The 25,152-nt window shown below is 29.8% G+C and carries 26 protein-coding genes and 1 riboswitch; of the genes, 23 read left to right on the forward strand and 3 right to left on the reverse strand.

Annotated features, from left to right (window positions below; genetic code table 11):
• Window position 1: 1 nt before the first annotated feature.
• Entirely contained in the window at window positions 2-487 is a 486-nt protein-coding gene (locus AACH12_RS01325; RefSeq protein WP_338536287.1) for a 4Fe-4S binding protein, read from the forward strand.
• Window positions 488-1,393: 906 nt separating this feature from the next.
• The gene (locus AACH12_RS01330; protein ID WP_338536288.1) at window positions 1,394-2,023 is read left to right on the forward strand and encodes a redox-sensing transcriptional repressor Rex; all 630 of its coding nucleotides are present in this window, start codon (window positions 1,394-1,396) and stop codon (window positions 2,021-2,023) included.
• Between the two features lie 115 nt (window positions 2,024-2,138).
• Here AACH12_RS01330 and AACH12_RS01335 read toward each other — a convergent pair whose 3' ends face one another.
• On the reverse strand, window positions 2,139-2,579 hold the full coding sequence (locus AACH12_RS01335; RefSeq protein WP_338536289.1) for a hypothetical protein: 441 nt from the start codon (window positions 2,577-2,579) through the stop codon (window positions 2,139-2,141).
• A gap of 166 nt (window positions 2,580-2,745) precedes the next feature.
• On the opposite strand from AACH12_RS01335, the gene AACH12_RS01340 reads away from it, so the two are divergent.
• From AACH12_RS01340 to AACH12_RS01365, 6 genes are all read left to right on the forward strand, one after another.
• Entirely contained in the window at window positions 2,746-3,924 is a 1,179-nt protein-coding gene (locus AACH12_RS01340) for an acetyl-CoA C-acetyltransferase (RefSeq protein ID WP_338536290.1), read from the forward strand.
• Between the two features lie 194 nt (window positions 3,925-4,118).
• The gene (gene pgmB / locus AACH12_RS01345) at window positions 4,119-4,772 is read left to right on the forward strand and encodes a beta-phosphoglucomutase (protein ID WP_338536291.1); all 654 of its coding nucleotides are present in this window, start codon (window positions 4,119-4,121) and stop codon (window positions 4,770-4,772) included.
• A gap of 78 nt (window positions 4,773-4,850) precedes the next feature.
• A complete protein-coding gene (locus tag AACH12_RS01350; RefSeq protein ID WP_338536292.1) occupies window positions 4,851-5,639 on the forward strand; it encodes a hypothetical protein in 789 nt (262 codons plus the stop codon).
• A complete protein-coding gene (locus tag AACH12_RS01355) occupies window positions 5,636-6,874 on the forward strand; it encodes an alkaline phosphatase family protein (RefSeq protein WP_338536293.1) in 1,239 nt (412 codons plus the stop codon). The genes AACH12_RS01350 and AACH12_RS01355 overlap by 4 nt, the downstream gene beginning before the upstream one ends.
• A 189-nt stretch (window positions 6,875-7,063) precedes the next feature.
• The gene (locus AACH12_RS01360; protein ID WP_338536294.1) at window positions 7,064-7,705 is read left to right on the forward strand and encodes a PHP domain-containing protein; all 642 of its coding nucleotides are present in this window, start codon (window positions 7,064-7,066) and stop codon (window positions 7,703-7,705) included.
• 159 nt (window positions 7,706-7,864) lie between these two features.
• The gene (locus AACH12_RS01365; protein ID WP_338536295.1) at window positions 7,865-8,314 is read left to right on the forward strand and encodes a MarR family winged helix-turn-helix transcriptional regulator; all 450 of its coding nucleotides are present in this window, start codon (window positions 7,865-7,867) and stop codon (window positions 8,312-8,314) included.
• 86 nt (window positions 8,315-8,400) lie between these two features.
• Here AACH12_RS01365 and AACH12_RS01370 read toward each other — a convergent pair whose 3' ends face one another.
• A complete protein-coding gene (locus tag AACH12_RS01370) occupies window positions 8,401-8,571 on the reverse strand; it encodes a DUF362 domain-containing protein (protein WP_338536296.1) in 171 nt (56 codons plus the stop codon).
• Between the two features lie 487 nt (window positions 8,572-9,058).
• On the opposite strand from AACH12_RS01370, the gene AACH12_RS01375 reads away from it, so the two are divergent.
• From AACH12_RS01375 to AACH12_RS01390, 4 genes are all read left to right on the forward strand, one after another.
• Window positions 9,059-9,883 (forward strand): Asp23/Gls24 family envelope stress response protein, encoded by an 825-nt coding sequence (locus tag AACH12_RS01375; RefSeq protein ID WP_338536297.1) that lies wholly within the window; start codon window positions 9,059-9,061, stop codon window positions 9,881-9,883.
• Window positions 9,884-10,267: 384 nt separating this feature from the next.
• On the forward strand, window positions 10,268-11,611 hold the full coding sequence (gene gdhA, locus AACH12_RS01380; protein ID WP_338536298.1) for an NADP-specific glutamate dehydrogenase: 1,344 nt from the start codon (window positions 10,268-10,270) through the stop codon (window positions 11,609-11,611).
• A gap of 4 nt (window positions 11,612-11,615) precedes the next feature.
• Window positions 11,616-11,789, forward strand: a riboswitch (cobalamin riboswitch).
• A 78-nt stretch (window positions 11,790-11,867) separates the two neighbouring features.
• On the forward strand, window positions 11,868-12,908 hold the full coding sequence (gene cobT, locus AACH12_RS01385; RefSeq protein WP_338536299.1) for a nicotinate-nucleotide--dimethylbenzimidazole phosphoribosyltransferase: 1,041 nt from the start codon (window positions 11,868-11,870) through the stop codon (window positions 12,906-12,908).
• A 221-nt stretch (window positions 12,909-13,129) separates the two neighbouring features.
• Complete coding sequence (locus AACH12_RS01390; RefSeq protein ID WP_338536300.1) at window positions 13,130-14,833, forward strand: PucR family transcriptional regulator; 1,704 nt, start codon at window positions 13,130-13,132, stop codon at window positions 14,831-14,833.
• A gap of 201 nt (window positions 14,834-15,034) precedes the next feature.
• Here the strand turns inward: AACH12_RS01390 and AACH12_RS01395 are convergent, their stop codons facing one another.
• Window positions 15,035-15,727 carry a cyclase family protein gene (locus AACH12_RS01395; RefSeq protein WP_338536301.1) on the reverse strand — a complete coding sequence of 231 codons (693 nt, stop codon included), beginning with the start codon at window positions 15,725-15,727 and terminating at the stop codon, window positions 15,035-15,037.
• Window positions 15,728-15,978: 251 nt separating this feature from the next.
• On the opposite strand from AACH12_RS01395, the gene ftcD reads away from it, so the two are divergent.
• The 11 genes from ftcD (at window position 15,979) to AACH12_RS01450 (ending at window position 25,144) form a co-directional block, all read left to right on the forward strand.
• A complete protein-coding gene (ftcD, locus tag AACH12_RS01400) occupies window positions 15,979-16,908 on the forward strand; it encodes a glutamate formimidoyltransferase (RefSeq protein WP_338536302.1) in 930 nt (309 codons plus the stop codon).
• A 33-nt stretch (window positions 16,909-16,941) separates the two neighbouring features.
• Complete coding sequence (locus AACH12_RS01405) at window positions 16,942-18,612, forward strand: formate--tetrahydrofolate ligase (RefSeq protein WP_338536303.1); 1,671 nt, start codon at window positions 16,942-16,944, stop codon at window positions 18,610-18,612.
• 57 nt (window positions 18,613-18,669) lie between these two features.
• Window positions 18,670-20,214, forward strand: coding sequence for a dihydroorotase (locus tag AACH12_RS01410; protein WP_338536304.1), 1,545 nt, complete (start codon window positions 18,670-18,672; stop codon window positions 20,212-20,214).
• Between the two features lie 89 nt (window positions 20,215-20,303).
• The gene (locus tag AACH12_RS01415; protein WP_338536305.1) at window positions 20,304-20,915 is read left to right on the forward strand and encodes a cysteine hydrolase family protein; all 612 of its coding nucleotides are present in this window, start codon (window positions 20,304-20,306) and stop codon (window positions 20,913-20,915) included.
• Between the two features lie 56 nt (window positions 20,916-20,971).
• Complete coding sequence (locus AACH12_RS01420; protein ID WP_338536306.1) at window positions 20,972-21,526, forward strand: UbiX family flavin prenyltransferase; 555 nt, start codon at window positions 20,972-20,974, stop codon at window positions 21,524-21,526.
• A gap of 29 nt (window positions 21,527-21,555) precedes the next feature.
• On the forward strand, window positions 21,556-22,917 hold the full coding sequence (locus AACH12_RS01425; protein WP_338536307.1) for a UbiD family decarboxylase: 1,362 nt from the start codon (window positions 21,556-21,558) through the stop codon (window positions 22,915-22,917).
• A gap of 58 nt (window positions 22,918-22,975) precedes the next feature.
• The gene (locus AACH12_RS01430) at window positions 22,976-23,248 is read left to right on the forward strand and encodes a BMC domain-containing protein (RefSeq protein ID WP_338536308.1); all 273 of its coding nucleotides are present in this window, start codon (window positions 22,976-22,978) and stop codon (window positions 23,246-23,248) included.
• An 18-nt stretch (window positions 23,249-23,266) separates the two neighbouring features.
• Window positions 23,267-23,623: a hypothetical protein gene (locus tag AACH12_RS01435; protein WP_338536309.1), complete on the forward strand. Its 357-nt coding sequence runs from the start codon at window positions 23,267-23,269 to the stop codon at window positions 23,621-23,623.
• A 16-nt stretch (window positions 23,624-23,639) separates the two neighbouring features.
• Complete coding sequence (locus AACH12_RS01440) at window positions 23,640-24,011, forward strand: BMC domain-containing protein (protein ID WP_338536310.1); 372 nt, start codon at window positions 23,640-23,642, stop codon at window positions 24,009-24,011.
• A 44-nt stretch (window positions 24,012-24,055) separates the two neighbouring features.
• A complete protein-coding gene (locus AACH12_RS01445; RefSeq protein WP_338536311.1) occupies window positions 24,056-24,331 on the forward strand; it encodes a BMC domain-containing protein in 276 nt (91 codons plus the stop codon).
• Window positions 24,332-24,355: 24 nt separating this feature from the next.
• Complete coding sequence (locus AACH12_RS01450; protein ID WP_338536312.1) at window positions 24,356-25,144, forward strand: flavoprotein; 789 nt, start codon at window positions 24,356-24,358, stop codon at window positions 25,142-25,144.
• Window positions 25,145-25,152 lie beyond the last annotated feature (8 nt).

The raw sequence follows: 25,152 nt of genomic DNA on the forward strand, positions 1-25,152 counted from the left end.
TGTGGAAAAATTGTTAAAAAGTAGGAAAACAATACAGTTTCTTTTTGGATTTTTAACGTTATACGCTATTTATGTAAAAAATGTTAACTTAGGACTCATTATTGCTTTTGCTGCTATACTTGGAATTTTATTTGGAAAAGTGTTTTGTAAGTGGATGTGCCCAATTGGCTTTATTATGGAACTTATGACTAAGAACTTAAAAGATGATAAATTAAAACTTCAGCGCTATAATTACTTTAAAGTTGGTTGCCCAATATCTTGGATACAAGGATTTTTAAATAAACATTCAATGTTTAAAATAAAAGTGGATAGTAAAACTTGTACTTCTTGTGGAATTTGTGATGATATTTGTTATATAACAAGCGTTGATAAGAAAAAAAGCTTTTATAAAAATGGTAAAATGGATCCAGGAGTTGCATTTAACTGCGCGAGATGTATGGAATGTGTAGATAAGTGTCCTACTAATAGCATAAAATTTAAAATGTAATAAAGTTGTTTTAATGTAATAGTTAGATTGAATATGTAAAGTAAGCAGTGCAGTTCGTCTAAAGCTACGCTTTAGCCTTACCGCGTGCACTACGCACTATGCCAAAATATAAATAAGTTTCTTGGCTTCAGAGGAAGTTTTCTTCCACTGAAGGTTAGAAAGTATTATCCAGGGACTTTAGAATTCTTGATTTTCAACTTGAAAAGTTGAAAGCTTAGAATACTTAGTCATCGGATAAAATAATACGCTAATATGAGTAAACTCATTCGCTTCTTATTTATGTTTTGGTGTAAAGGCTTAAGCAGTGCAGTTAGTCTAAAGCTGTGCTTTAGCCTTACCGCGTGCATCCTGCACTATGCCAAAATATAAAATAATACGCTAATATGAGTAAACTCATTCGCTTCTTATTTATGTTTTGGTGTAAAGGGTTAAGCAGTGCAGTTAGTCTAAAGCTGTGCTTTAGCCTTACCGCGTGCATCCTGCACTATGCCAAAATATAAAATAATACGCTAATATGAGTAAACTCATTCGCTTCTTATTTATGTTTTGGTGTAAAGGGTTAAGCAGTGCAGTTAGTCTAAAGCTGTGCTTTAGCCTTACCGCGTGCATCCTGCACTATGCCAAAATATAAAATAATACGCTAATATGAGTAAACTCATTCGCTTCTTATTTATGTTTTGGTGTAAAGGGTTAAGCAGTGCAGTAAGTCTAAAGCTGTGCTTTAGCCTTACCGCGTGCATCCTGCACTATGCCAAAATATAAAATAATACGCTAATATGAGTAAACTCATTCGCTTCTTATTTTATATTTTGGCGCACTGCTTTCTTTGTCACAGATTTGACACTCTCTGTTACTGTTGGTATAATTTTTATATGATGTATAAATTAAAAAGGTGGAGTTGATTAGATGAGCGCAAATAAGATTTCAATGGCAGTTATTAAAAGATTACCTAAGTATCATAGATATTTAGCAGAACTTATTGATAAAGATATTAAGAGAATTTCTTCAAAAGAATTAAGTGAGATTATTGGATTTACTGCATCTCAAATTAGGCAAGATCTTAATAACTTTGGTGGATTTGGTCAACAAGGATATGGATATAACGTTGAAGATTTATATAATGAAATAAAGAAAATTATTGGGCTTACAAGAACGTATAATACTATTATTATTGGAGCAGGAAATTTAGGTCAGGCTTTAGCAAATTATACTAGCTTTGGCAAATTTGGTTTCAATTTGAAAGGTATTTTTGATAAAAATCCAAAAGTTGTTGGAATAACTATCAATGATATTGAAGTAATAGATGTTGAAAATGTAAAAGAATTTATTAAAAATAATGATGTTGAGATAGCATATATTTGTACAAGTAGATCAGGTGCTCAAGAAGTTGCTGATGTTTTAGTAGAAGCTGGTATTGAAGCAATTTGGAATTTTGCACCAGTTGATTTAGAAATACCTAAAGAAATAATTGTAGAAAATGTTCATTTAATTGATAATTTACTTACTTTATCATATTTTTTAAAGGATAATGATTAATAGTCAATATTACACTAAATAAGAAAAAAGCTATATTAATAATATTAATTATTAATATAGCTTTTTATAATTGATCTACTAAATGTGGGGGGATTACTTTGTACATTATATAGATTCAATTTTTAACTAAGAGTTCAGCATCTAAGAAAATATATTCGAGTAGTGATTTTTCTTTAGATTTAATTGTTAATGATGAAAATGTTTCGAGAGGATAAGCTTTTAGAATTTTTATATCGTTTATTTTAAATTCATGAGAATAAATTTTTGAGTTTATATTTAATTTTAAATAGAAATTATCATCTATTAAATAATCGGTGGTATATTCTTTTTTGGTAACTAAATTTGTTTTTGTTATTGTAAATTTTTTAACGGAGTTTATTTTGTTTTGATATAAAAGTTCTGTCTTATAATTTGAATTATAAGTGTTAATTTCAAGCACGTTTATTTTTAAAATATTTAGTATAATAAAAAGTAGTAGTAGTGATGATGTGATAATAATAATGTATCGAATTAAAATTTTAGGATTATCTGTATCGATTTTTTTTGTAAATTTCAAAATATCACCATTCTTTCACTAATATAACTTAATAATAATATTTAGACTACAATATACTACACTATTCTACAGTAAACTACATAGTAAAAAAAAATAAAACTAAGGAAATTTTTATAAATATAGAGTATAATGTAGGAATAGGGTAAGGTTGTGTATGGAGGTAATTATGAGAGAAGTAGTAATTGTAAGTGCAGTTAGAACTGGTGTTGGTTCATTTGGTGGAAGTTTAAAGAATATTACACCAATGGATTTAGGAGCAAAGGTAATCAAAACAGCAATTGAAAAAGCTGGAATAAAAGTGACTGACGTTGATGAAGTTTTATTTGGATCAGTACTTCAGGCTGGATATGGTCAGGGCGTTGCAAGGCAAGCTGCAATAAAAGCAGGATTACCTGTTGAAGTACCTGCTGCAACTGTTAATATGATTTGTGGATCGGGTCTTAAAACAGTTTCTTTAGCAGTTCAATCAATAATTTCTGGCGATAATGATATTGTTATAGCTGGTGGAACTGAAAATATGAGTATGAGTCCATATGTACTTAAAAATGCTAGATGGGGTCAGAAAATGGGTAATGGTGAAATGTATGATCCAATGGTTATGGATGGTCTTTGGGATGCATTTAATGACTACCATATGGGTATTACAGCTGAAAATATTGCAGAAAAATATAATCTTACAAGAGAAGCTCAAGATGAATTTTCTTACAATAGTCAACTTAGAGCGGCTAAAGCAAGAAAAGAAGGAAAGTTTAAAGACGAGATAGTAGCTATAGAAATACCTCAAAGGAAAAAAGATCCAATTATTTTTGATTATGATGAGTATATTAAAGAAAATGCAGATTTAGAAAAAATGAAAAAATTAAGAACTGCATTTAAAAAAGATGGAACTGTTACTGCTGCTAGTTCTTCTGGAATAAACGATGGTGCTGCTGCATTTGTAGTTATGAGTAAGGAAAAAGCTGATGAGTTAGGTGTAAAACCATTAGTTACATTAGTATCTCACGCATCTGCCGGTGTTGATCCAAGTGTAATGGGTCTTGGACCAATTCCTGCGACAAGAAAAGCTCTTAAAAAAGCTAATTTAACTGTAGAAGATATTGATTTATTTGAAGCTAATGAAGCTTTTGCTGCGCAGTCACTTGCTGTTATAAAAGATTTAGGATTAGATATAGAAAAAGTTAACGTAAATGGTGGCGCTATTGCAATTGGACATCCAATTGGGGCATCTGGAGCGAGAATATTAGTAACTCTTATTCATGAAATGCTTAAAAGAGAATCTACTTATGGAGTTGCAACTCTTTGTATTGGTGGTGGAATGGGAGAAGCAGTAGTTGTTAAAAGATAAAATATAAAAAATTAATTAAAAAGGTTTTGCGCTCTTTAGAGTGCAAAACCTTTTTTTTAAGAAACTTTTCTAATTTGTTTTATTATAATAAAAAAGTATATAAATATATATAATATTAAAATAATATAAAAATTGATTCTTAATTTACGTTATAGTAAATAATTATTGTATATAATATTTTGATGAGGTGGAAGATGATTAAATTAGTGGTATTTGACTTAGATGGAGTAATTACAGAAACTAGTGAACAACATTTTATTGCTTGGAAAACATTGGCAGATTCAAAAAATATTGTTATTGATAGAGAATTTAATGAAAGTTTAAAAGGTGTTTCAAGATATGATTCTATTGTGAAAATACTTAAATATGGAAATGTATTAGATGATTATTCTAAAGAAGAAGTTAAAAAATTAATGAAAATTAAAAACGATAATTATGTAAAACTAATTAGCAAATTTAATGAAGACAATATTAATGGTGGAGTAGAAGATTTATTTATATATTTTAAAAAAAATAATATAAAAATAGCAATAGGAAGTGCATCTAGAAATGCACCTTTCTTAATAAAAAATATGAAATTAGATGTTTATATTGATTATATTGTTAATCCGTTAAATTTAGATGGAAAACCGAGTCCAGATATATTTTTGGATGCAGCTAATCATTTTGGAATATCTCCCACTGAATGTATTGGCATTGAAGATGCTATTTCGGGAATTAAAGCAATAAATACTGCAGGTATGATTTCAATAGGCATAGGGGATAAAAAAATTCTTAAGGATGCTGATTATGTGTATGATTCAATTGGTGAAATTGATTATAAGGTTTTAGAGGAAATGGTTAAATAAAGTTCTAACTGAATAAATTTTAATGTATAATATAGTTAGTGATTTTATGCTAGCTATATTATATTTTGAGGTGAGTAAATGATAAAACAAGCTTTAAAAAAATTCATTAAAGAAAACTACAACAAACAAACACTAGTAGGCGAATTTTCAGGGCGTGATAGTGTTGGAGCTATTTTAAAGGCGTTTGAAAGTGAAGATATAAATTACGTTCTTCCAATAGCAAGTTTTTCTGGAACTGAATATGGAAATTTTGATGAGATATATTCAAATTATGAGCATTTATCTAAGAGAGTAGATAAATTGTATGGAGATAAAAAAGTATTATATCCACTTCTCGAGTACAATAGAGAAGATATTTGGTCTTTAATGAATGGAAGATTTATGACTGTATTGAATAAAAAATATGGATTCTATTCACATTGCATAGGTTGTCATTTGTATTTTCATTTAATAAAAATAAATTTTGCAAAATCTTTATCTGGAAAAATAATATCAGGAGAAAGAGAATCACATGATGGTAGATTAAAAATAAATCAATTAGGAATTACTTTAGATGCTTTTAAAAAGGTGATAAATAAATTTGATTGTGAATTAATTATGCCAATTAGAAATATTTCTGATGGGGACGAAGTTGAAAAACTTATTGGTTGGGACTGGAAAGAGGGAGAGGATCATCCAAAATGTGTTCTTAGTGGTAATTATAGAGATAAGGAAGGACATGCACTGATAAATAAAGTAAAGTTAGAATTATTTTTAAGTGAATATATAGAAGAAGTTGGTAAAATTATTGGAAGGTATTTAATTGAAGAAAGTAAGAATTTGAGAAAGATTAGTGATTTAAAAGAAGAGGTGAATGCGATTATATGAAGACAATAACACTTCTTTTAGATGGAGTAGGTGATAGAAGTTATAAAGAACTTGACTATAAAACTCCTCTGGAATATGCGAAAACACCAAATCTGGATAGAATAGCTAAAAATTCTCAGTGCGGTATTATGAATGTCCTTGAAGAAGGAAAAGCTCTTGGAACAGATTTAGCACATTTTATATTATTTGGATATACTCTTGATGAGTACCCTGGTAGAGCTGTTATAGATATGATTGGAGAAAAATTACATTGCCATGAGGAAAGTTTGATTTTAAGAATTTCATTTGCAAGTGTTATAAAAAGCGAAGGATTTTTAATTGAAGAGCGATTTGTAAAAGAAATTTCTAAGAAAGAAATAGAAACAATATGTAATAAACTTTCTTATAAAGAAGATGGTTATGAATTTAAGTTGATTCATTCTTATGATAGTCATGGATTTTTAATAGTAAAAAAAATAGATGGTGAAGTAGAATTATCTAGTAAAATATCAGATAGCGATCCATTTTATGAAAAACAATTTGTTATGAAAATAGAGCCGTTTGAGAATTATTCTCTAGAAAGTAAGTTTACTGCAAAGCTCTTAAATAAATATCTTATTAACTCATATAATATGCTTAATAATGACTATAAAAAAAATGCATGTAATTTTATTCTGACTAAGTGGGCAGGCTTTTATAAAAAACCAGAAAGTTTTTATAAAAGAAATGGTTTAAAGGGTTGCATTGTAGGTAAATCAAAGTTATTTAATGGAATTTCAAATATTACTTCCATGGATTATTATGAATACAAGAATTTTGATGAAGCAATTGAATTAGCTTTAACACTTGACTATGCTTACATTCATCTACATACAAAAAAAACTGATGAAGCTTCACATAAAAAAGATCCTTTACTAAAAGCTAAAGTTTTAGAAGAAATAGATAAAAAAATTAGTAGGTTGTTAGATTTTGAAGGATTGTTAATAGTTACAGCGGATCACAGTACTCCTTGCAGTGGAAAAATGATTCATTCGGGAGAAAGTGTTCCATTTATGGCAAAGGGAGAATTTATAAGAATAGATAAAGTAGAGAAGTTTGATGAAATAAGCTGTTTTAGAGGTTCAATTCATTTGTATGGAAAGAATTTTATGAACTACATTCAAAATGCAACAGATAGTGCAAACTTATATCATCTTAGAGCAGGTAATAAGAAAAAAAATTATATACCAAAAGAGGTAAATAAACTTATAGAATAAATATATTTTTAAATTTTAAGGAGCTTTGATATTGATATATATGCTATCTATTAATAGATGTATAAATTTTTTTTATAGTATAAAGTAAATTATTAAAAAAATTAATTGTTATTATTTGAATATATCATATAAAATTAAATAATCGTAGGCTTGACTATTTGATTTATTTATAAGTAATTGGAGAAAATAATGATATATGATATTCATGTACATCAAAGTGAGAATTCATTTGATAGTAAATTAAAAATTAAAGATGCTCTGCTAAGAGCAAAAAAAATAGGACTAGATGGAATTTGTTTTACTGATCACGATGATATTGGTCTAAGAAAGGATAAAGATAGAATAGAAAAGCTTATACTAGAATATGGTGTGAATATTATTGTAGGTGTAGAAATATTTACATTGGATGGCGATTTATTGTGTTTTGGAATTGATGAAATTCCAAAAGAACGTTTAAGTGTTAAGGAAACAATTAAATTTGTAGAGAAAAGAGGTGGTGTTTCTGTAGCGGCTCATCCCTTTAGAAATAGTAAACGTGGACTCAATGATAATATATATTTTAATAATATTAATGGAATTGAGGTCTTTAATGGAAGAACGGATGATCTATTAAATACTAAAGCTTTTAATGCATCAAAATTACTTAATAAAGCTATTCTTGGTGGAAGTGATGCACACACTGCTGAAGAAATTGGCAAGTATGCTACTAAATTTGAAAGTAAAATTAATTGTGAAGATGATTTTATAAAGGCTATTAAAGAAAATAAAACTACTGCAATATCTTTAAAAGATATTTTAAATACTAAAAAAATAATAAAAAAAATTATTTAAGTTGTAATGAAATTAAAAATCATTGCAACTTTTTCTATACTACTTATTAGGTATTATAGTATAATTAAATAGTAATAAAAATATGTATTGATGTAAGGATGATTAGCTTAGAAAAAAGATTAAATAATAAAATTAAAATAATATGATTGAGGAGGCAATATGATTAGTTTTTACTCTGAAATAGAAAATCTTGCCGTAAAATTACTTCATAAAATGGTGTCGTTTGATAAAAACAAAATAAAATATGCAAATAAAAACGAAAAATTTTCAGTGCTCGATCTTTTAATCTTAAATGAAGTTGGAGAAAATAAGTCAATTAGCGGGTTAGATCTATTAAAGAGGATAGAAATTGATAGAGGAATAGTTACTACATCTTTAAATCACCTTATAAATTTAAATTATATAATTAAAGAAAAAAATAATGAGGATAAAAGAAAATATAATTTGAATTTTACAAAAGAAGGTGTAAATATTTTTAATAAATTAAGTAAAAGACGTAGTGACACACTTGAGTTTGTTTTAAAAGATATGTCGGTTAATGAACAAAAAACCATTTTAAAATTTTTAAGTAAAGTGAATCAATTAACGGTTGAAAAATTTGATAGTTAAAAGAAAGAGTATATTACTATAAAATAAAAAATGTATAATATTATCGGATGATAATATTATACATTTAATAAATAAAAGTTATTATATTACTTAGCTTGTGGAGCGTCAACTGGACAAACATTAGCACAAGCTCCGCAGTCGATGCAAGCACTTTCGTCAATTACATAAATTGAATCACCAGCAGTAATTGCACTTACTGGACACTCAGCTTCACAAGCGCCACAAGATATACATGAATCATTAATTACATAAGCCATTTTAAATCCTCCTTATAAATATAAACAAATTGATTTACATAGAGAGTATATCTAAAACATTCAAAATAAACAATGGAAGAATAAAAAAAAATAAAGAAAACACCTAATTAGTAATGATTATCGTTATAATCAACTCTGACAGCGGTGCGATATTTTAATTATAATGTATAAAATAAGCTAGCTTATTTTTAATACATTATAATTAAAATATCATAGGGCTAAAAGCCCTTTACCAAGCGAATAGCGCGAAGCGCGGTAAGCACAGAGTGCGAATTCGCTAGGTAAAAGCACCGCGTGAATAAAGTAAGAATAAAAAATTGTATAGATAAATGAATTTCTTGGATTCAGAGGGAGTTTTTACTCCCACTGAATCTTAGAAAACATAATCCAGGGCCTTTTTAGAGTTCTTTTTCTCCCACTTTTTAAGAAGTGGGGATATTAGAACTCTAAGGCATCGGATAAATAAGAAAAACAGGGGGGGATTATTATGAAAGTATATGCTTTAGTTGGTAAAAGTGGAACTGGTAAAAGTCATAGGGCTATGAAAGTAGCATTTGAAAAAGATATTGATTATATAATTGATGATGGACTTTTAATAGAAGGAACAAAAAAAATTGCTGGAAGTTCTGCAAAAAGAGAAAATACAAAAATAGCTGCAGTAAAAAGAGCATTATTTTTTAATGATAATCATAGAGAAGAAGTGGTAAAAGTTTTAAAAAAAAATTTTGATAAAACTATATTAATTATAGGCACATCGATTAAAATGGTTGAAAATATAACTGAAACTTTAGAACTTACAAAAATAGATGAATTTGTTTTTATCGAAGATATATCTTCAAAAGAAGAAATAGAAAAAGCTCTTTCAGAAAGAGGCGATCATGGAAAACATGTAATACCGCTTCCGGCTATGGAAATTAAAAGCGATTTTTCTGGATATTTTTTAGATACATTTAAAACCGTTCTTAGAAGAAAAGATAACAGAATAAAAATTGGTGAAAAGTCGGTTGTTAGACCGACTTATAGTTATATAGGTAATTTTGTAATATTTAATAGAACAATTATTCAAATCATTGAAGGTGCATCTTTTGAAACAAATGGAATTGTAAAGATTATAAAGTCAAAAATTCGCAAGGTTGAAAATGGAATATTCATAGAAAGTGATGTTGTAAGTGAGTACGGATATAATGTGCTTGAAGTAGCTGAAAGACTTCAAAATACTATCAAATCAAGAGTAGAGTATATGTCTAATATCAATGTAACAGCTGTAAATATAGTTGTCAGACATGTTAAAACAAATGTTACAAAAAATTAATATTCTACATATTGTGCATTGTATTGTAAGAATATACGAAGAATTGAATGATTGTATACCATATGTAGAGAGATAATTTTGCAATAAAACTTTTAAAACTTCCAAAAAATAAAACTATTTACACAAATAATTTGATGTGTTAAAATAATTGTGTAAAAAAAAATGTTTTATTTTAACTTAAATTTAGGCATTTTCAATATGAATAGCGATTTTCTTCATAAGTATTATTTATAATATTTATGAAATATTTGTTGCAAAAACACATATATAAAGGGTTATATATGTAAGCGTTAAAAAAATGATTATTTCTTTTTTGTAACAAAAGAGAATTATTGAATTTTTATTGAATTCTAAGTTTATTAATTTCTAAAGGGAGTTGTTGAAATGAGAAAGTATATTGATGAAGTTTTTGGCCGTGTAAAAGCTAGAAATCCACATGAACCTGAATTTTTACAAGCTGTTGAAGAGGTTTTTGTATCACTTGAGCCTGTTCTTGAAAAACACCCAGAGTGGGTAAAGGCTAATCTATTAGATAGATTTGCTGAGCCAGAAAGACAAATTATGTTCAGAGTACCTTGGGTAGATGACAAAGGTACTCTTAATGTGAACAGAGGATATAGAGTACAATTTAATGGAGCTATTGGACCTTATAAAGGTGGACTTAGATTCCATAAATCAGTATACATTGGAATTATTAAATTCTTAGGATTTGAACAAATTTTGAAAAACTCATTAACTGGTCTTCCAATTGGTGGAGGAAAAGGTGGTTCAGATTTTGATCCTAATGGTAAATCTGACGGAGAAGTAATGAGATTTTGCCAAAGTTTTATGATGGAATTACAAAGACATATTGGACCTGATGTTGATGTTCCTGCTGGAGATATTGGTGTTGGCGGAAGAGAAATTGGATACCTTTATGGTCAATATAGAAGAGTTAAAAAAGTATTTGAAAATGGAGTATTAACTGGAAAAGGTTTAAGTTATGGTGGAAGTTTAATTAGACCAGAAGCTACTGGATTTGGAATTACTTATTTTGCACAAGAAATGCTTAAGACACAAGGTGAAACTTTTGAAGGAAAAACTGTTGCTTTATCAGGATTTGGTAATGTAACTTGGGGTACTGCAAGAAAAGTAACTGAATTAGGCGGAAAAGTTGTTACTTTATCAGGTCCAGATGGATATATTTATGATCCTAATGGTGTTAGTGGTGATAAAATTGACTACTTACTTGAACTTAGAGCAAGTGGAAATGATAGAATTAAAGATTACGCTGATAAATATGGTGTAGAATTCTTCGCTGGTGAAAGACCATGGGGAGTTAAAGTTGATGTTGTAATACCAACTGCTACACAAAATGAGATTAGAATTGATGATGCTAAGAAAATTGTTGCTAATGGAACTAAATTTGTTTGTGAAGGTTCAAATATGCCTACTACAAATGAAGCTCTTAAGTATCTTCAAGATAGTGGAATTATTGTAGGACCTGCTAAAGCTGCTAATGCTGGTGGAGTTGCTACTTCTGCTCTTGAAATGTCACAAAATAGTATGAGATTATCTTGGACTGAAGAAGAAGTTGATCAAAAATTACATGCTATTATGAAAAACATTCATGATGTATCTGCAGAAGCTTCTAAAGAGTATGGTTTTGGTTATGACTTAGTTGCTGGAGCAAATATTGCTGGTTTCTTAAAAGTTGCAGATGCTATGTATGCACAAGGAGACTACTAGAATTAAATAAATATAATATTTTGGTGCCCGTTTTACGGGAGAATAGGGAATAAAGTGAAAATCTTTAACGGTCCCACCACTGTAAAGATGAGTGATTTACAAATGCCACTGCTTAAGCGGGAAGGTGTAAACCATGTTGATTCTAAGTCAGGAGACCTGCCAAAAATATTTAACATGAATTAGGTAAGGTTCGTGATTCTCTTTTAAGGGGAATCACGAACCTTTTTTATATGATATAAAAGACATAGGGGGAATTATGTTAGAAAGTACATTAAGAAAAATAAAATCAGTAAATAAAAAAACTGCACTTAAATCAATTGAAAGAGTAGATAATCTTGTAAAACCCAAGGGTAGTCTAGGTATGCTTGAAGAAATCGTAGTTAAACTTTCCGCAATTCAAAACACAAAATTTCCTAAAATTTCAAATAAAGAAATAATAGTTTTCGCGTCTGATCATGGAATTTTTGAAGAGGGAGTTGCAATAACACCTAGAGAAGTTACATTAATACAGGCAGAAAATATGATACTTGGAGTTACAGGAGTATGCGCGTTAGCTAAAAATGCAAATTCGAAAGTTATAGTAGTAGATGTTGGTATCGATGCTGATGTTAAAAATAATAAAATAATAAATAAAAAAATCAGAAAAGGTACAAGCAATTTCACAAAAGGTCCAGCAATGTCTAGAGAAGAGGCAATTAGATCTATTGAAATAGGTATTGAAATTGCAAATTCAAGGATAGATTTGGGTGCGGATATACTTGGTACGGGAGAGATGGGAATTGGCAATACTACACCATCATCTGCAATTCTTTCTGTAATTGGTGGATATAAGCCCAGTGAGGTCACAGGAATTGGCGCAAATTTACCTCTCGAAAGACTTGAAAAAAAGATTGATGTAATCGATAAAGGCATTAAATTTAATAAGCCTAATAAAAATGATCCTATTGATGTTCTTTCAAAGGTAGGTGGATTTGAAATTGGAGCGATGGCGGGGGCAATGATAGGGGGTGCTTCTAGAGGAGTTCCGGTTATAGTAGATGGATTTATCTCATCAGCTGCTGCGCTTATCGCAATAAAATTAGAGCCTAAAGTAAAAGATTATTTATTTGCTTCACATTTTTCAAAAGAAAAAGGTGCATTTTTAGCATCAAAGGAACTTGGACTAAAAACACCACTTCATTTGGATTTAAGGCTTGGAGAAGGTACGGGAGCTGCAATTATGTTTAGCATTATTGAGTTTGCTCTAGCGATGAATAACAATATGGTTACTTTTGATGAAGGTGGCTTTAAATTATAGAAGTTCGTATAAGAAAACTTAGATAGTATACACAAGTATGTGTGTATGTCTAAGTTTTCTTATTTTTTTACATATATTTAAAAATTAAAATTTTTATAGAGTAATAGCACAAAAATATATATTGTTAATAGGGTATTATTATGATATTCTTATATTAAATTTATAAAAATTAAAATTATTATAGATTAATAAAAATCTTATTAAAGTCATATATGGTATTTTTGTTAGTTAAATTATTACATATTGAATATAAAGAGGTGAATGTTTTGATAAGAGAAACTGGTATAGCTATTAAAGATATTTTAAAGATGAAGTCTTTTGAAAAAAGTAATATTATTGCAGGTGAAGGTGGAATTAATAGGATTATTACTAGAGTTAATGTTATGGCAGATCCAGATATTTTAAATTGGGTAGATAAAGGTGAATTCTTATTAACAACAGGTTATTTTTTTAAGACAACCAAATTAGAAAATCAATTGAATTTAATTAGGGAAAGTAATTTTAAAAAACTTTCTGGTATGGGAATAAAAATTTTCCCTTATTTAGATAAAATGCCTGAAGAAATAATTAAATTAGCAAATGAACTTAATTTTCCAATTATTGAAATTGATTATGAAGTTCCTTTTACTGATATTATGACGCCGGTTTTTCAAGAAATTTTTAATAGACAATCATCGATTATTAATAAGGTTCAAATTGTTCATAAAGATACAATGAATGTACTTTTAAAAGGTGGAAGTATAAAAGATATAATTGGTAATTTATCCAAAACACTTGAAAATCCTATTGTTGTTGTAGATCATCATTTTGATGAAATTATTATTGACTCCTTAGGTGATAGTCAAATTTACAAAAAACTTGAAGATGACATCAATTTAACATTTTCAAAAAATAAACTTCGAGTAGATAAAAATAAAACTTCTCGAGACAAAATTAATATTGATGAAGATGATATTGATAGAATAATGGTACCAATAATGGTGAAAAACAATATTTATGGCCATCTAATTGCCTATGGCATGAAAAGTGACTTAAGCGATTTTGATGTTTTGTATATGGAATCAACTTCAACTGTAGTTGCAGTTGAATTTTTAAAGAGAATTTCTATTCAAGAAGTAGAAAACAAATATAAGGCAGAGTTCTTTGAAGATCTTATTTCATTTGATGAATTTAGAAAGAAGAAAGCAATTGAAAGGGCGAATTATTACAAACTAGACAAAGACGCTTCTTATTCTGTGCTTACGCTTAGACTAAGTAAAACAGAGTCAAGCATTGATTCTGATGAAGAATATAACCAAATGCTTGTAAAAGTAATGTATATGATAGACTTAATTTGCAAAAATGAATGCAATTCATATTTAACAGCGAATAAAGGAAAGAAAATAAATATACTTTTTATGTGGAAAAAATCTGAAGATTCAAATAAAAAGATTAATCTAATTGCTCAGATGATTAAAGAAAGTTTAAATGCTAAAGTTGCAAGCATTAAATTTAAAATGGGAATTGGAAGAGAAACAATGGGACTCGCTAATGTTTATAAAAGTCTTAAAGATGCCGAAAAGGCAGTAGATGCAACTAAAAATTATGTTGATGGTGATATAATTAATTTTGAGACTTTAGGAATTTATAAGATTTTTTGCCAAGATAATTTAAAAGAAGAATTAATAAGTTTTTATAAATCTACATTAGAACCTCTAGTTGAATATGATAGAAAAAGAGATACTGAATTAGTTAAATCGCTTAGAATTTATTTTGAAACAAATGGCAATTTAAAGAAAATGTCAGAAAAATTATTTACACACTACAACACCGTACTATATAGAATCAATAGAATACAAGAAATCACCAAAAGAAATTTAAACGATGAAATGGATAGATACGGCCTAGAAACATCAATGAAAATAATGAGAATCTTAAATTTATAAAAAAACAGCGGTGCAAAAAAACAATCAAAATACCTTGTAAGAAAAGCTTACAAAAGGTATTTTGATTGTTTTTTTATAGGGAGTGCATTTAAATGGAAATTTAAAATAATGTTATAATAAATATTTATTATAATAAATAATTTTGTAAAAAGTACACAACTATGTATACATAGTTGTGTACTTTTTAATTTTTTGCTATATTTACTCTTCAACTAATGCAACTGCCCTTATTGGCGAGCCAGAGCCATCTCTTATTTTAAGAGGTAAACCAAAATATAGGAATCTTTTATTTACGACTTTATCTAGATTGCACATATTTTCGGTGTTAGTAATATCGTATTCTCCACAAATTAAATGACCTGAAAAATCTAAATCATCTGGGTGATCAATTGCAGGAGCATCCACTCCAATGTTAACAATTCCAAGCTCTGCAAGATATTTAGCAGCTTCATAATTAAGTCCTGTATATTCAGTTTGCCATTTATCGCTTCCAAAATTTCTGTCAAAATGACCTGTATACATTAGTAGGATATCACCCTTACTTACAGTTTGGCCTGATTTTTTAATTGCAAGTTCAAGGTCTCTTGGTTCAATGGGACGGTTGTATCTTAAGTGTGACAAATCAATGCATATAGCACTTCCCCAAAAATACTCAAGTGGCATTTTATCTATTGTTTGACCACTTGGCTTATATTCCCAAACTCCATCTGAATGAGTTCCACCGTGTTCGCTAATTAGTAAATTTCGTGCAGAAAATCCTAGAGTTTTTGATCCAGTTAGCTTCATGTTATCTTCATGAGTCATATTGGTCATAATAAAAGTTGGTTGATGCATTGGAAATACAGACATTCCTTGGAAAATTTCTTGAGATAAATCAATTAATTTTAAAGCCATACAAATCTCCTTTCTATTGAAAAAAATATTTATTATCTTTTATAAGTTAATATTAAGTATATACTCTTAATTTATTAAAAAAAACTGATTTTTAATAAATTTATTGGGTAAGTAATAGTTGATGCAAAAATTGTGTTAAAAGTATCTAATAAAATTTAATAATAAAAATAGTATACTCTATAGTGTAGATTAAAATGTGCTCGATTTCAAATGAGCTATTAATAAATTAAAATTTTTAAGGAGGAACAAAAATGTCAGATGTTAAAAAGTATATTTTAGCTGTACCGAATTTTAGTAATGGTAGAGATGAAGATGTTATTGAAGCTATTGTGGATGAGGTAAGAAAAGTTGAAGGTGTAAAACTAATAAGTTATGAGCCAGAGCATGATTTTAATAGAACTGTTATTACTTGTATTGGTGAACCGGCTCCACTTAAAGTAGCTATGCTTAATATGGCGGCAAAATCTTATGAGTTAATTGATATGAGTGTTCAAAAAGGAACTCATCCAAGAATAGGTGCGCAAGATACTATTCCTCTTTATCCATTTAAAAATATTGAACTTGATGAAGTAAAGGAATTAGCAGAAGAAATAGGTAAAGAAATTTTTGATAAACATAAAGTTCCAGTGTATTTCTCGGGTGTAAATTCAAGAATTGATAAAAAGAAAGCTCTTGGATTTATTAGAAAAGGACAATATGAAGGACTTAAAGAACTTCTTAAAGATAAAAGTAATCCTGATTATGAAATGAGAAAACCTGATTATAGTACAAATGGTGAACTTGATGATAAAATGGGTGCAACAATTGTAAGTGCTGATATGGAAGGCTTAACTGCATATAATGTATTTTTAGATACTGAAGATTTATCAATAGCAAAGAAAATTGCGAAAGCAGTTAGAGGTCCATCAGGTGGATTTTCAACTGTTAAATCTGTAGGACTTAAATTCCCAGAACATAAAGGTGTAGTTGTTTCAATGAATATGTTTGATTGTGGAAAAACTCCTCTTTATAGAACATTTAATTTCGTTAAATCGGAAGCCGCAAGATATGGAGTTAATGTAACAGGTTCTGAACTTGTAGGACCAGTAAAATTAGAATATCTTCTTAATTCTTTAGAGTATTTCTTAGGTCTTGAAGGTTTTGATATGAATTCAATTATGGAAACTCATTTAATGGGATAATTTGAACTTAATAATTAACAGTGGAGGAATAAGATGAAAACAGATGTACAGATAGCACAAGAAGCAAAAATGCAACATATCGGAGATGTAGCAAGTAAAGTGGGTCTTAAGTTAGAAGATTTAGAATTATACGGTAATCATAAAGCTAAGATACATTTAGATGTAATGGATAGATTAGAAAAAGAAGAAGATGGAAAATTAATATTAGTAACTGCAATAAATCCAACAGCAGCAGGAGAAGGCAAGACAACTACAAATGTTGGACTTTCAATGGCGCTAAATAAAATAGGAAAAAGAACATTTACAGCACTAAGAGAGCCATCTCTTGGACCATGTTTTGGAGTAAAAGGTGGAGCAGCTGGTGGTGGATATTCACAAGTAGTACCAATGGATGATATAAATCTTCATTTTACAGGAGATATTCATGCGGTAACAACTGCAAACAACTTACTTGCAGCACTTATAGACAACCATCTACATCAAGGAAATCCATTAAATATTGATCCAAAAAGAATTGTTTGGAGAAGAGCAATTGACATGAATGATAGAGCTCTTAGAAGTATAACAGTAGGACTTGGACCAAAAGGAAATGGAGTAGTAAGACAAGATGGATTTGATATAGCTGTAGCATCAGAAATAATGGCTATTCTTTGCCTTGCAACAAGCATGAGTGACTTAAAAGAAAGATTAAATAAAATGATTATAGGTTATACTTATGATAAAAAACCTGTAACAGCAGGTGAGTTAGAAGCAACAGGATCGCTTGCCTTATTATTAAAAGATGCTATAATGCCAAACCTAGTACAAACTTTAGAAAATACACCAGCACTAATTCACGGTGGACCATTTGCAAATATAGCACATGGATGTAACTCGGTAGTAGCGACAAAAATGGCATTAAAACTTGGTGATTATGTAGTAACAGAGGCCGGTTTTGGAGCAGACTTAGGAGCTGAAAAATTCTTTAATATTAAATGTAGAGCAGCTTCACTTAAGCCATCAGCAGTAGTAGTAGTAGCAACAGTAAGAGCTCTTAAGAATCACGGTGGAGTAGCAAAAGCTGATTTAGGAAAAGAAAATATGAAAGCTCTAGCAGATGGATTTGAGAATTTAGAAAAACAAATAGAAAATGTGAGAAAGTTTGGAGTACCAGCAGTAGTAGCAATAAATGCATTTCCAACAGATACAAAAGAAGAATTGTCATATGTAGAAAAGAGATGTAATGAGCTTGGAGTAGATGTGGCACTTTCAGAAGTATGGGCAAAAGGCGGCGAAGGTGGAATTGCATTAGCTGAGAAAGTTGTAGAACTAGCAGAAAGTGGAAAAGCAGAATTCAAAGTACTGTATGATTTAAAAATGAGTGCAAAAGAGAAAATCGAAACTATTTGTAAAGAAATATACGGAGCAGATGGAGTAGATTTTACTACAAAAGCATTAAATGATATTAAAAAGTATGAAAATGATGGAATAGGAAGTTTACCAATATGTATGGCAAAAACACAATATTCTTTATCTGACAATCCAAAGTTACTTGGAAGACCAAAAGGGTTCAAGATAACAATAAGCGAAGTAAAAGCGTCAGCAGGAGCAGGATTCTTAGTAGCAATGACAGGTGCAATTATGAGAATGCCAGGACTACCAAGAGTACCAGCAGCAACAAAGATGGATATATTAAAGAGCGGAGAAATTATCGGCTTATTCTAAGATAAAGAAATGCTGGATTAATAGAGTGTGATACTAAAATAGAAGGAGGAAAATATAGTGAAATATGATGTAATATTAAAAAATGCACGTATACCTCAAGGTGAAGATACAATTGTAACAAATATTTTAATTAAAGATGAAAAAATCGCTGGCTTTTCAAATGATCTTGATTCTTTAGAAAGTAATCAGGTGATTGATGCTAAAGGATTACTTACTTTACCGGGTTGTATAGATTCACATACGCATTTAATGTCTCAAGGTTTTGATCATAGAGAAACAATTCTTTCTGGAACAGCAGCAGCTGCAAGTGGTGGAGTTTGTACAGTAATTGATATGCCTTGTTGTACAATTCCTTCAGTGAGAAGTGTAGAGCAACTTAATACTAAAGTTTCATTTTGGAGTAAACAAGCCTTAGTTGATTTTGCTTTATGGGGCGGAGTTACTGGAGAAGATGTTAGAGAAGGATTACTTGATAATGTTCAGAAGCAAGCAGATGCAGGAGTAGTTGCCTTTAAAGTATATATGACACCATCAGTTCCATCGTATCCAAGAGCTAATGATCCTGAAATGCTTGAAGCGTTTAAAGCTGTTGCTGAAACAGGACTTGCTGTTGGTATTCATGCAGAAAATTTTGCTATGTGTGATTTTTATGTTAAAAAATTCCGTGAAGACGGTAGAATGGATGCTCCTGCTTGGTCAGAAGCTAGAATGCCTCTTGCTGAAAAAGTAGCTATTCAATTAGGAATTAGTTTTGCTGAATTTACTGGAGTTAGACTTCATATTGTTCATATGGCTCTTGGTGAAGGTGCTGAGCTTGTAGCTGAAGCTAAGAAAAAAGGAATTGACGTAACATCTGAAACTTGTCCACATTATTTAACTACTAACTATAAAGAAGCTATGGGTGAATATGGTGCTCTTGCTAAAATTGCGCCTCCAATTAGATCAGAAGAAGATAATGATAAACTTTGGGAAGGGCTTAGAAATGGTAGCGTAAGTTTTGTTGCAACAGACCATGCTCCTTATGAAGTTAAAAGTGAAAAAGCAGGAAAAGATATTTGGACTGCATTCCCAGGAATCCCAGGTGTTGAAACAATGGTTCCAGTTATTGTTTCTGAAGGATATAATAAAGGAAGATTATCCCTTACTAGATTAGTAGAAGTTTTATCTAAAAATGCTGCAATTCATTATGGATTATATCCTAAAAAGGGTGCAATGTTCATTGGTTCTGATGCAGACTTTTCTATTATAGATTTGGATAAAGAATGGACAATTGACGCTGAAAAGCAAGTTACAATGGCTAAATACACACCACTACATGGAATGAAGTTAAAAGGAAAACCTTATATGACAATTATTCGTGGTAATGTTGTATTTAAGGGTGATGAAGAAGGAACGCTTCCTACTTATGATAATTATGACGTAGTATTTGATATTCCATCAGAAAATAGAAGTGCAGAGTTTAATGTAAGTTATAGAAAAGATCATGAAGATGAAGTTGTTGAAGAGTTAAGAGAAATAAAAGGAATAATGGTTAAACCTGGTTTTGGTACTTTTATTAAGAGACAAAGTATTCAAAAATTAGAGAGAACAATTCATTTCTAAAAAAATAAAAGAGATTATTACAGTAATAGCTTTAATAAATATTAGAGCTATTACATAAATTATTATATAATATAGAGGAGAGTATAAAAATGGCTAGACATGGTATAGTAGTTATTGATATGTTAAACGATTTTATTGGAGAGAAAGCTTCACTTAGATGTCCAGGTGGAGATAATATTATTGAGCCACTTCAAAGATTATTCAAATATGTAAGAGATAGAAATGCTAAAGGTAATGATGATATTCAACTTATTCACATTCATGAAGCGCATAGAAAAAATGATGCTGACTTTAGAGTTAGACCTCGTCATGCTGTGGTTGGAACTTGGGGATCTGATTTTATTCCAGCACTTGCTCCAGAAGGCGAAGAATATATTATTCCTAAAAGAAGACATTCATCATTTGCTCATACTGATTTAGATTTATATTTAAGAGAAGAAAATTTAGATACAGTTGTAGTTGTTGGTGTTTGGACTAACGTTTGTGTTCGTTCAACAGCATCAGATGCTCTTTACAATGCTTATAAAGTAATTACAATTGCAGATTGTTGTGCTTCTAAAACTGAAGAAATGCATGAATATGGTCTTAAAGATTTATCGATCTTTACAAAAGTTATGAATCTTGATGAATATATCGATGCTTGGGAAAAAGGCGAAGATCCATGGTTAGGTGGAGGAGACGCTGAGAATAAAGTAAAATAATAGGATAATATCTTCACTATAATTTAGAAAAGAATAAATCCTAAAAGGATGAAAATATGAAGAAAATTATTGTAGCAATTACTGGGGGCAGCTGTGTTATTTACGCAGTTGCTCTCTTAAAAACATTACAACAGATGAATATTGAAACGCATGTAGTTGTTTCAAAAATGGGAGAAAGCAACTTAAATTATGAATGTGATATGAATATTGGTGAAATTAAAGAAATTTCATCATATTATTATGACTATAATAATTTGGGAGCTGCTATTGCTAGTGGATCATTTAAGATAGATTCAATGGTTATAATTCCATGTACAATGAACACTTTAGGTGCTATTGCTAATGGACTTAGTTCTAATTTAATACATAGAGCTGCGGATGTTACAATAAAAGAGGGAAGAAAACTCGTAATAGTTCCTAGAGAAACTCCATTTAGTCCTGTTCATCTTGAAAATATGCTAAAATTATCAAAAATTGGAGTGACAATTATGCCAGCTGCTCCAGGTTTTTATCATATTCCTGAAACTATTTCAGATATTGTTGATATAATGGTAGGAAGAACTTTAGACCAACTTGGAATTGATAGTGAATTATTTAAGAGATGGGAGTAAGAAGTAAATAGGAACAAGGAGGTGAAAAAGTGGAGAAGCAAATGCTTAGGTCTTGTTTAAATAAATTAGAAGATAAATATGGAATGCTAAAATGTGATGTTCAAGTTGATCCTAAATTTGAACTTGGTGGTGTTCTTGAAAAACTTGGTAACACAAGACCAGTGCTATTTAATAATGTAAAAGGGAATAAGATGCCTGTTATAGGTGGAATGTTTGGAGATCGCGAGATGTTTTACGATTTTACAGGAACATCAAGAAAAGAAAGAATTTTTAAATATATGGATGCTCTTACAAATCCCATAAAACCAAAGTTGCTTTCTAGTGGACCGGTAAAAGAAAATATTATAAAAAGAAATATTGATCTTGGGAAATTTATGCCTATTCCTACTTTTCATGAGTATGATTCTTCGAGTTTTATAACAGCGGGTGTATTTGTTGTTAAAGACCCTGATACTAATAAAGTTTACACTTCTATAAGAAGGTTTCAGTATAATGGTGGAAATAATCTAAGTGCATTAGTAACATCACCTATGTTGTCGAATCAAATGAAAGAATTATTTAAACAAAAGAAAAAATTAGAATGTGCAGTTGTACTTGGTTATGATTATTACTTCTGTCTTGCATCTCAATACTCTTCTCAGCAGTATGGAGTGGATAAATATGAAATTGATGGAGGGCTACGCGGTGAACCACTTGAATTAGTAAAGTGTGAAACCATTGACCTTGAAGTTCCAGCTTATGCAGAAATAGTGCTAGAAGGTACAATATCATATAATGATGAAGTTATGGAAGGTCCTTTTGGAGAATTAATGGGTTACTACGGACAAGTTGCTAAACATCCCGTTATGAAAGTAAATGCAATACTTCATAGGAATAATCCTATACTTCAAATATCAGCACCGTGTAAAGAAGAACATTTGTCTAATGGAATTATTAGAGATATAGAAGTATATACTCATGTCAATAGATTAGTTGAATGTACAGATGTCAATGTTACTATTGGTGGTGGATGCAGATTTACGGCTTTTGTGAATATTAACAAGAAAACTGAAGGCGACGGTAAACAGGCATTGATTGGCGCTTTAAGTAGTTCAAAAGATATTAAACACGTTACAGTTTTTGATGAAGATGTAGATATTTTTGATTATAAGGATGTAGATGGTGCAATTGCATCAAGAGTGCAAGCTTCTAAGGATTTATTTATTATACCAGGAGCTATGGGTACAGGACTTGATCCGTCTCATTTAGTTGATGGAACTACTGATAAAGTCGGAATAGATGCTACAAAACCTCTTGGAGAAATATCAAAAGTCTTTGAAAAAACAGTAATTCCAGGTTATAAAGATATTGATTTAAAGAAATTCTTTCCAACTGTATCAAATTTAGATTGATATTAGTATAATACTATTATAAGGTTTTAAAATTATAGAGGTTGGAGGAGGTAAAAAGGTGAAGAAAGCTTTGGGTTTTTTTGAAATCAGGAGTATGGTAGCTGCAATATATGCCGCTGATGTCATGGTAAAAGCTGCAAACGTAGTTATAAAAGATTACAATGTAGTTGGATCAGGAGTAATTGCTGTTGTTGTCGAAGGCGATGTTTCTGCAGTGAAAGCTGCGGTTGAAAGCGCTGAGAGACTAGCTAGTCCTATGGCAGAAGTTATTTCAGTTAATGTTATTCCTCGTCCTGAAGAAGAATTAGATATTTTATTTGATGATAATTAGATAATTGCGAGGTGTATTATGGCAAATAGAATGACATCTATTATTATGAATAACATTGTAGATAAGTGCTTAGATTATAATAGAAAAGAAAATAATATAAGAGCAAATAAAGAAAATAGTACTCAAAATCATTTGTCAGAAAATGAGGTTAAAACTCTTTCAAGTTTAATAAATAAAGGAAAGACTGTTAAAGTAGTGAAAAATGATTCAAATAGTAAAGTGGCTACTAGATTAAATAAATCTGGTGTTATTAAATTAGAAGATATTATTGGGAAAAATAATAATGTTAAAACTTCAGGGTCCACAAATGAAAAAAGAAAAGTATCTGGAAAAGTAAATTTAGATGATTATTTAAAAAATCTAAAAAATAAATAAGTCCAGGAGGTGTATAATGACTTACAAAGGAGCTCTTGGTTTAATTGAAACAATTGGACTTTCTCCAGCAGCAGCTGCACTTGACGCTGCAACCAAAACAGCTGATGTTACATGTATTGGTGTTGAAAAAGTTATAGGTGTTGGTAAAGTAGTTAGTATAACTATTAATTTAGCTGGTGATGTTTCAGCAGTGCAGGCTGCAGTAGAATCTGGAGTTAATGCTGCTAATTTAGTTGGAACTGTTGTATCATCAAGAGTTATACCAAGACCACATTCAGATGTTGAAAAATTAATTTCAATGTTTGATAAATCAAAAGTTGAGAAAAAAGATGAAGAAAAAATAGAAGAGTCAAAAGAAAAGAAAGAAGTTAAGAAATCAAAAAAATAGAATTGTTTTATAGTTATTAATTTATAACATTTAGGAGGATTAATATGAGTCAAGCATTAGGATTAGTGGAAACTAAAGGTTTAGTTGGAGCAATTGAAGCAGCGGATGCTATGGTTAAAGCTGCAAATGTTACTATTGTTGGATATGAGAAAATTGGATTTGGTCTTGTTACTGTTATGGTAAGAGGAGATGTTGGTGCTGTTAAAGCTGCTACAGATGCTGGAGCAGATGCTGCTACAAGAGTTGGCGAACTTGTTTCTGTACATGTAATTCCTAGACCACACAGTGAAGTAGAAAGAGTAATTTTAGGAAATTTATAAAAATTACTTTAAAGGAGAATGGAAATGTCTAATATTGATAAGATGAGAAAAGCATTTGAAAAATTGGCATTTCCAGTCTATGATGGTTCACAGCTTAATGCGGAAAAAGTAGATATATTTTCCACGTTAAAAGACAAGAGAGTCACTGTAATTTTGACTGGAAGTGACACAGGTGTAGATGATGCACTTAAAAAATTTAAATTTTTAAAAGAAAAAGGTTTTTATATAACAGCTGTATTATCTAAAGCAGCAGAAAATATTATAACGAAAGAAAGAATTGAAAAAGAATTTATTCCAAATAGAATTATAAAAGGTGATAATTATGAAGGGCTAAAGAATTTAGTTTTAAATACTGATTATTGTATTTTACCTAATTTAACTCAAAATTCCTTGTCTAAGGTTTCTCTTGGGATTCAAGATGATTTAGTATCCATATTATTGTGGCAATATTTAGTATCTAATATAAAAACAATAATAAACACGGATGCAATATTTCATGGATGGTTTCCAATAGATGAAAATAAAAAAATGAAACAAGTTATGGAAAATCATTTGAAAAATATAGAAGATTTTGGAGCAATATTTGTAAATAATCAAGATTTTTTAGATTTTATAGATATTGAATATGAAGAAAATGATAATATTATAAATACATCAAAAAAAGAGATTAAAGAATCTAAATTGATAACAGAAGCAGCGATTAGAGATTTAGATAGAAATACTAGAGAAATTATTATCACTAAAGGAACGATTATAACACCTTTAGCAAAAGATTTAGCTAGCACTAGAAAGATAAAAATAATTGTCAGATAGGCTATAAA

This window comes from Helicovermis profundi (genome assembly GCF_033097505.1).
GTDB classification, from domain to species: domain Bacteria; phylum Bacillota; class Clostridia; order Peptostreptococcales; family Acidaminobacteraceae; genus Helicovermis; species Helicovermis profundi.

Bases quoted from the DNA above. Each gene is read 5' to 3' on its own strand.
- AACH12_RS01330 (WP_338536288.1), top strand. From the start codon at position 1,394: ATGAGCGCAAATAAGATTTCAATGGCAGTTATTAAAAGATTACCTAAG.
- AACH12_RS01340 (WP_338536290.1), top strand. From the start codon at position 2,746: ATGAGAGAAGTAGTAATTGTAAGTGCAGTTAGAACTGGTGTTGGTTCA.
- pgmB (WP_338536291.1), top strand. From the start codon at position 4,119: ATGATTAAATTAGTGGTATTTGACTTAGATGGAGTAATTACAGAAACT.
- AACH12_RS01350 (WP_338536292.1), top strand. From the start codon at position 4,851: ATGATAAAACAAGCTTTAAAAAAATTCATTAAAGAAAACTACAACAAA.
- AACH12_RS01355 (WP_338536293.1), top strand. From the start codon at position 5,636: ATGAAGACAATAACACTTCTTTTAGATGGAGTAGGTGATAGAAGTTAT.
- AACH12_RS01360 (WP_338536294.1), top strand. From the start codon at position 7,064: ATGATATATGATATTCATGTACATCAAAGTGAGAATTCATTTGATAGT.
- AACH12_RS01365 (WP_338536295.1), top strand. From the start codon at position 7,865: ATGATTAGTTTTTACTCTGAAATAGAAAATCTTGCCGTAAAATTACTT.
- AACH12_RS01370 (WP_338536296.1), bottom strand. From the start codon at position 8,571: ATGGCTTATGTAATTAATGATTCATGTATATCTTGTGGCGCTTGTGAA.
- AACH12_RS01375 (WP_338536297.1), top strand. From the start codon at position 9,059: ATGAAAGTATATGCTTTAGTTGGTAAAAGTGGAACTGGTAAAAGTCAT.
- gdhA (WP_338536298.1), top strand. From the start codon at position 10,268: ATGAGAAAGTATATTGATGAAGTTTTTGGCCGTGTAAAAGCTAGAAAT.
- cobT (WP_338536299.1), top strand. From the start codon at position 11,868: ATGTTAGAAAGTACATTAAGAAAAATAAAATCAGTAAATAAAAAAACT.
- AACH12_RS01395 (WP_338536301.1), bottom strand. From the start codon at position 15,727: ATGGCTTTAAAATTAATTGATTTATCTCAAGAAATTTTCCAAGGAATG.
- ftcD (WP_338536302.1), top strand. From the start codon at position 15,979: ATGTCAGATGTTAAAAAGTATATTTTAGCTGTACCGAATTTTAGTAAT.
- AACH12_RS01405 (WP_338536303.1), top strand. From the start codon at position 16,942: ATGAAAACAGATGTACAGATAGCACAAGAAGCAAAAATGCAACATATC.
- AACH12_RS01415 (WP_338536305.1), top strand. From the start codon at position 20,304: ATGGCTAGACATGGTATAGTAGTTATTGATATGTTAAACGATTTTATT.
- AACH12_RS01420 (WP_338536306.1), top strand. From the start codon at position 20,972: ATGAAGAAAATTATTGTAGCAATTACTGGGGGCAGCTGTGTTATTTAC.
- AACH12_RS01435 (WP_338536309.1), top strand. From the start codon at position 23,267: ATGGCAAATAGAATGACATCTATTATTATGAATAACATTGTAGATAAG.
- AACH12_RS01440 (WP_338536310.1), top strand. From the start codon at position 23,640: ATGACTTACAAAGGAGCTCTTGGTTTAATTGAAACAATTGGACTTTCT.
- AACH12_RS01445 (WP_338536311.1), top strand. From the start codon at position 24,056: ATGAGTCAAGCATTAGGATTAGTGGAAACTAAAGGTTTAGTTGGAGCA.
- AACH12_RS01450 (WP_338536312.1), top strand. From the start codon at position 24,356: ATGTCTAATATTGATAAGATGAGAAAAGCATTTGAAAAATTGGCATTT.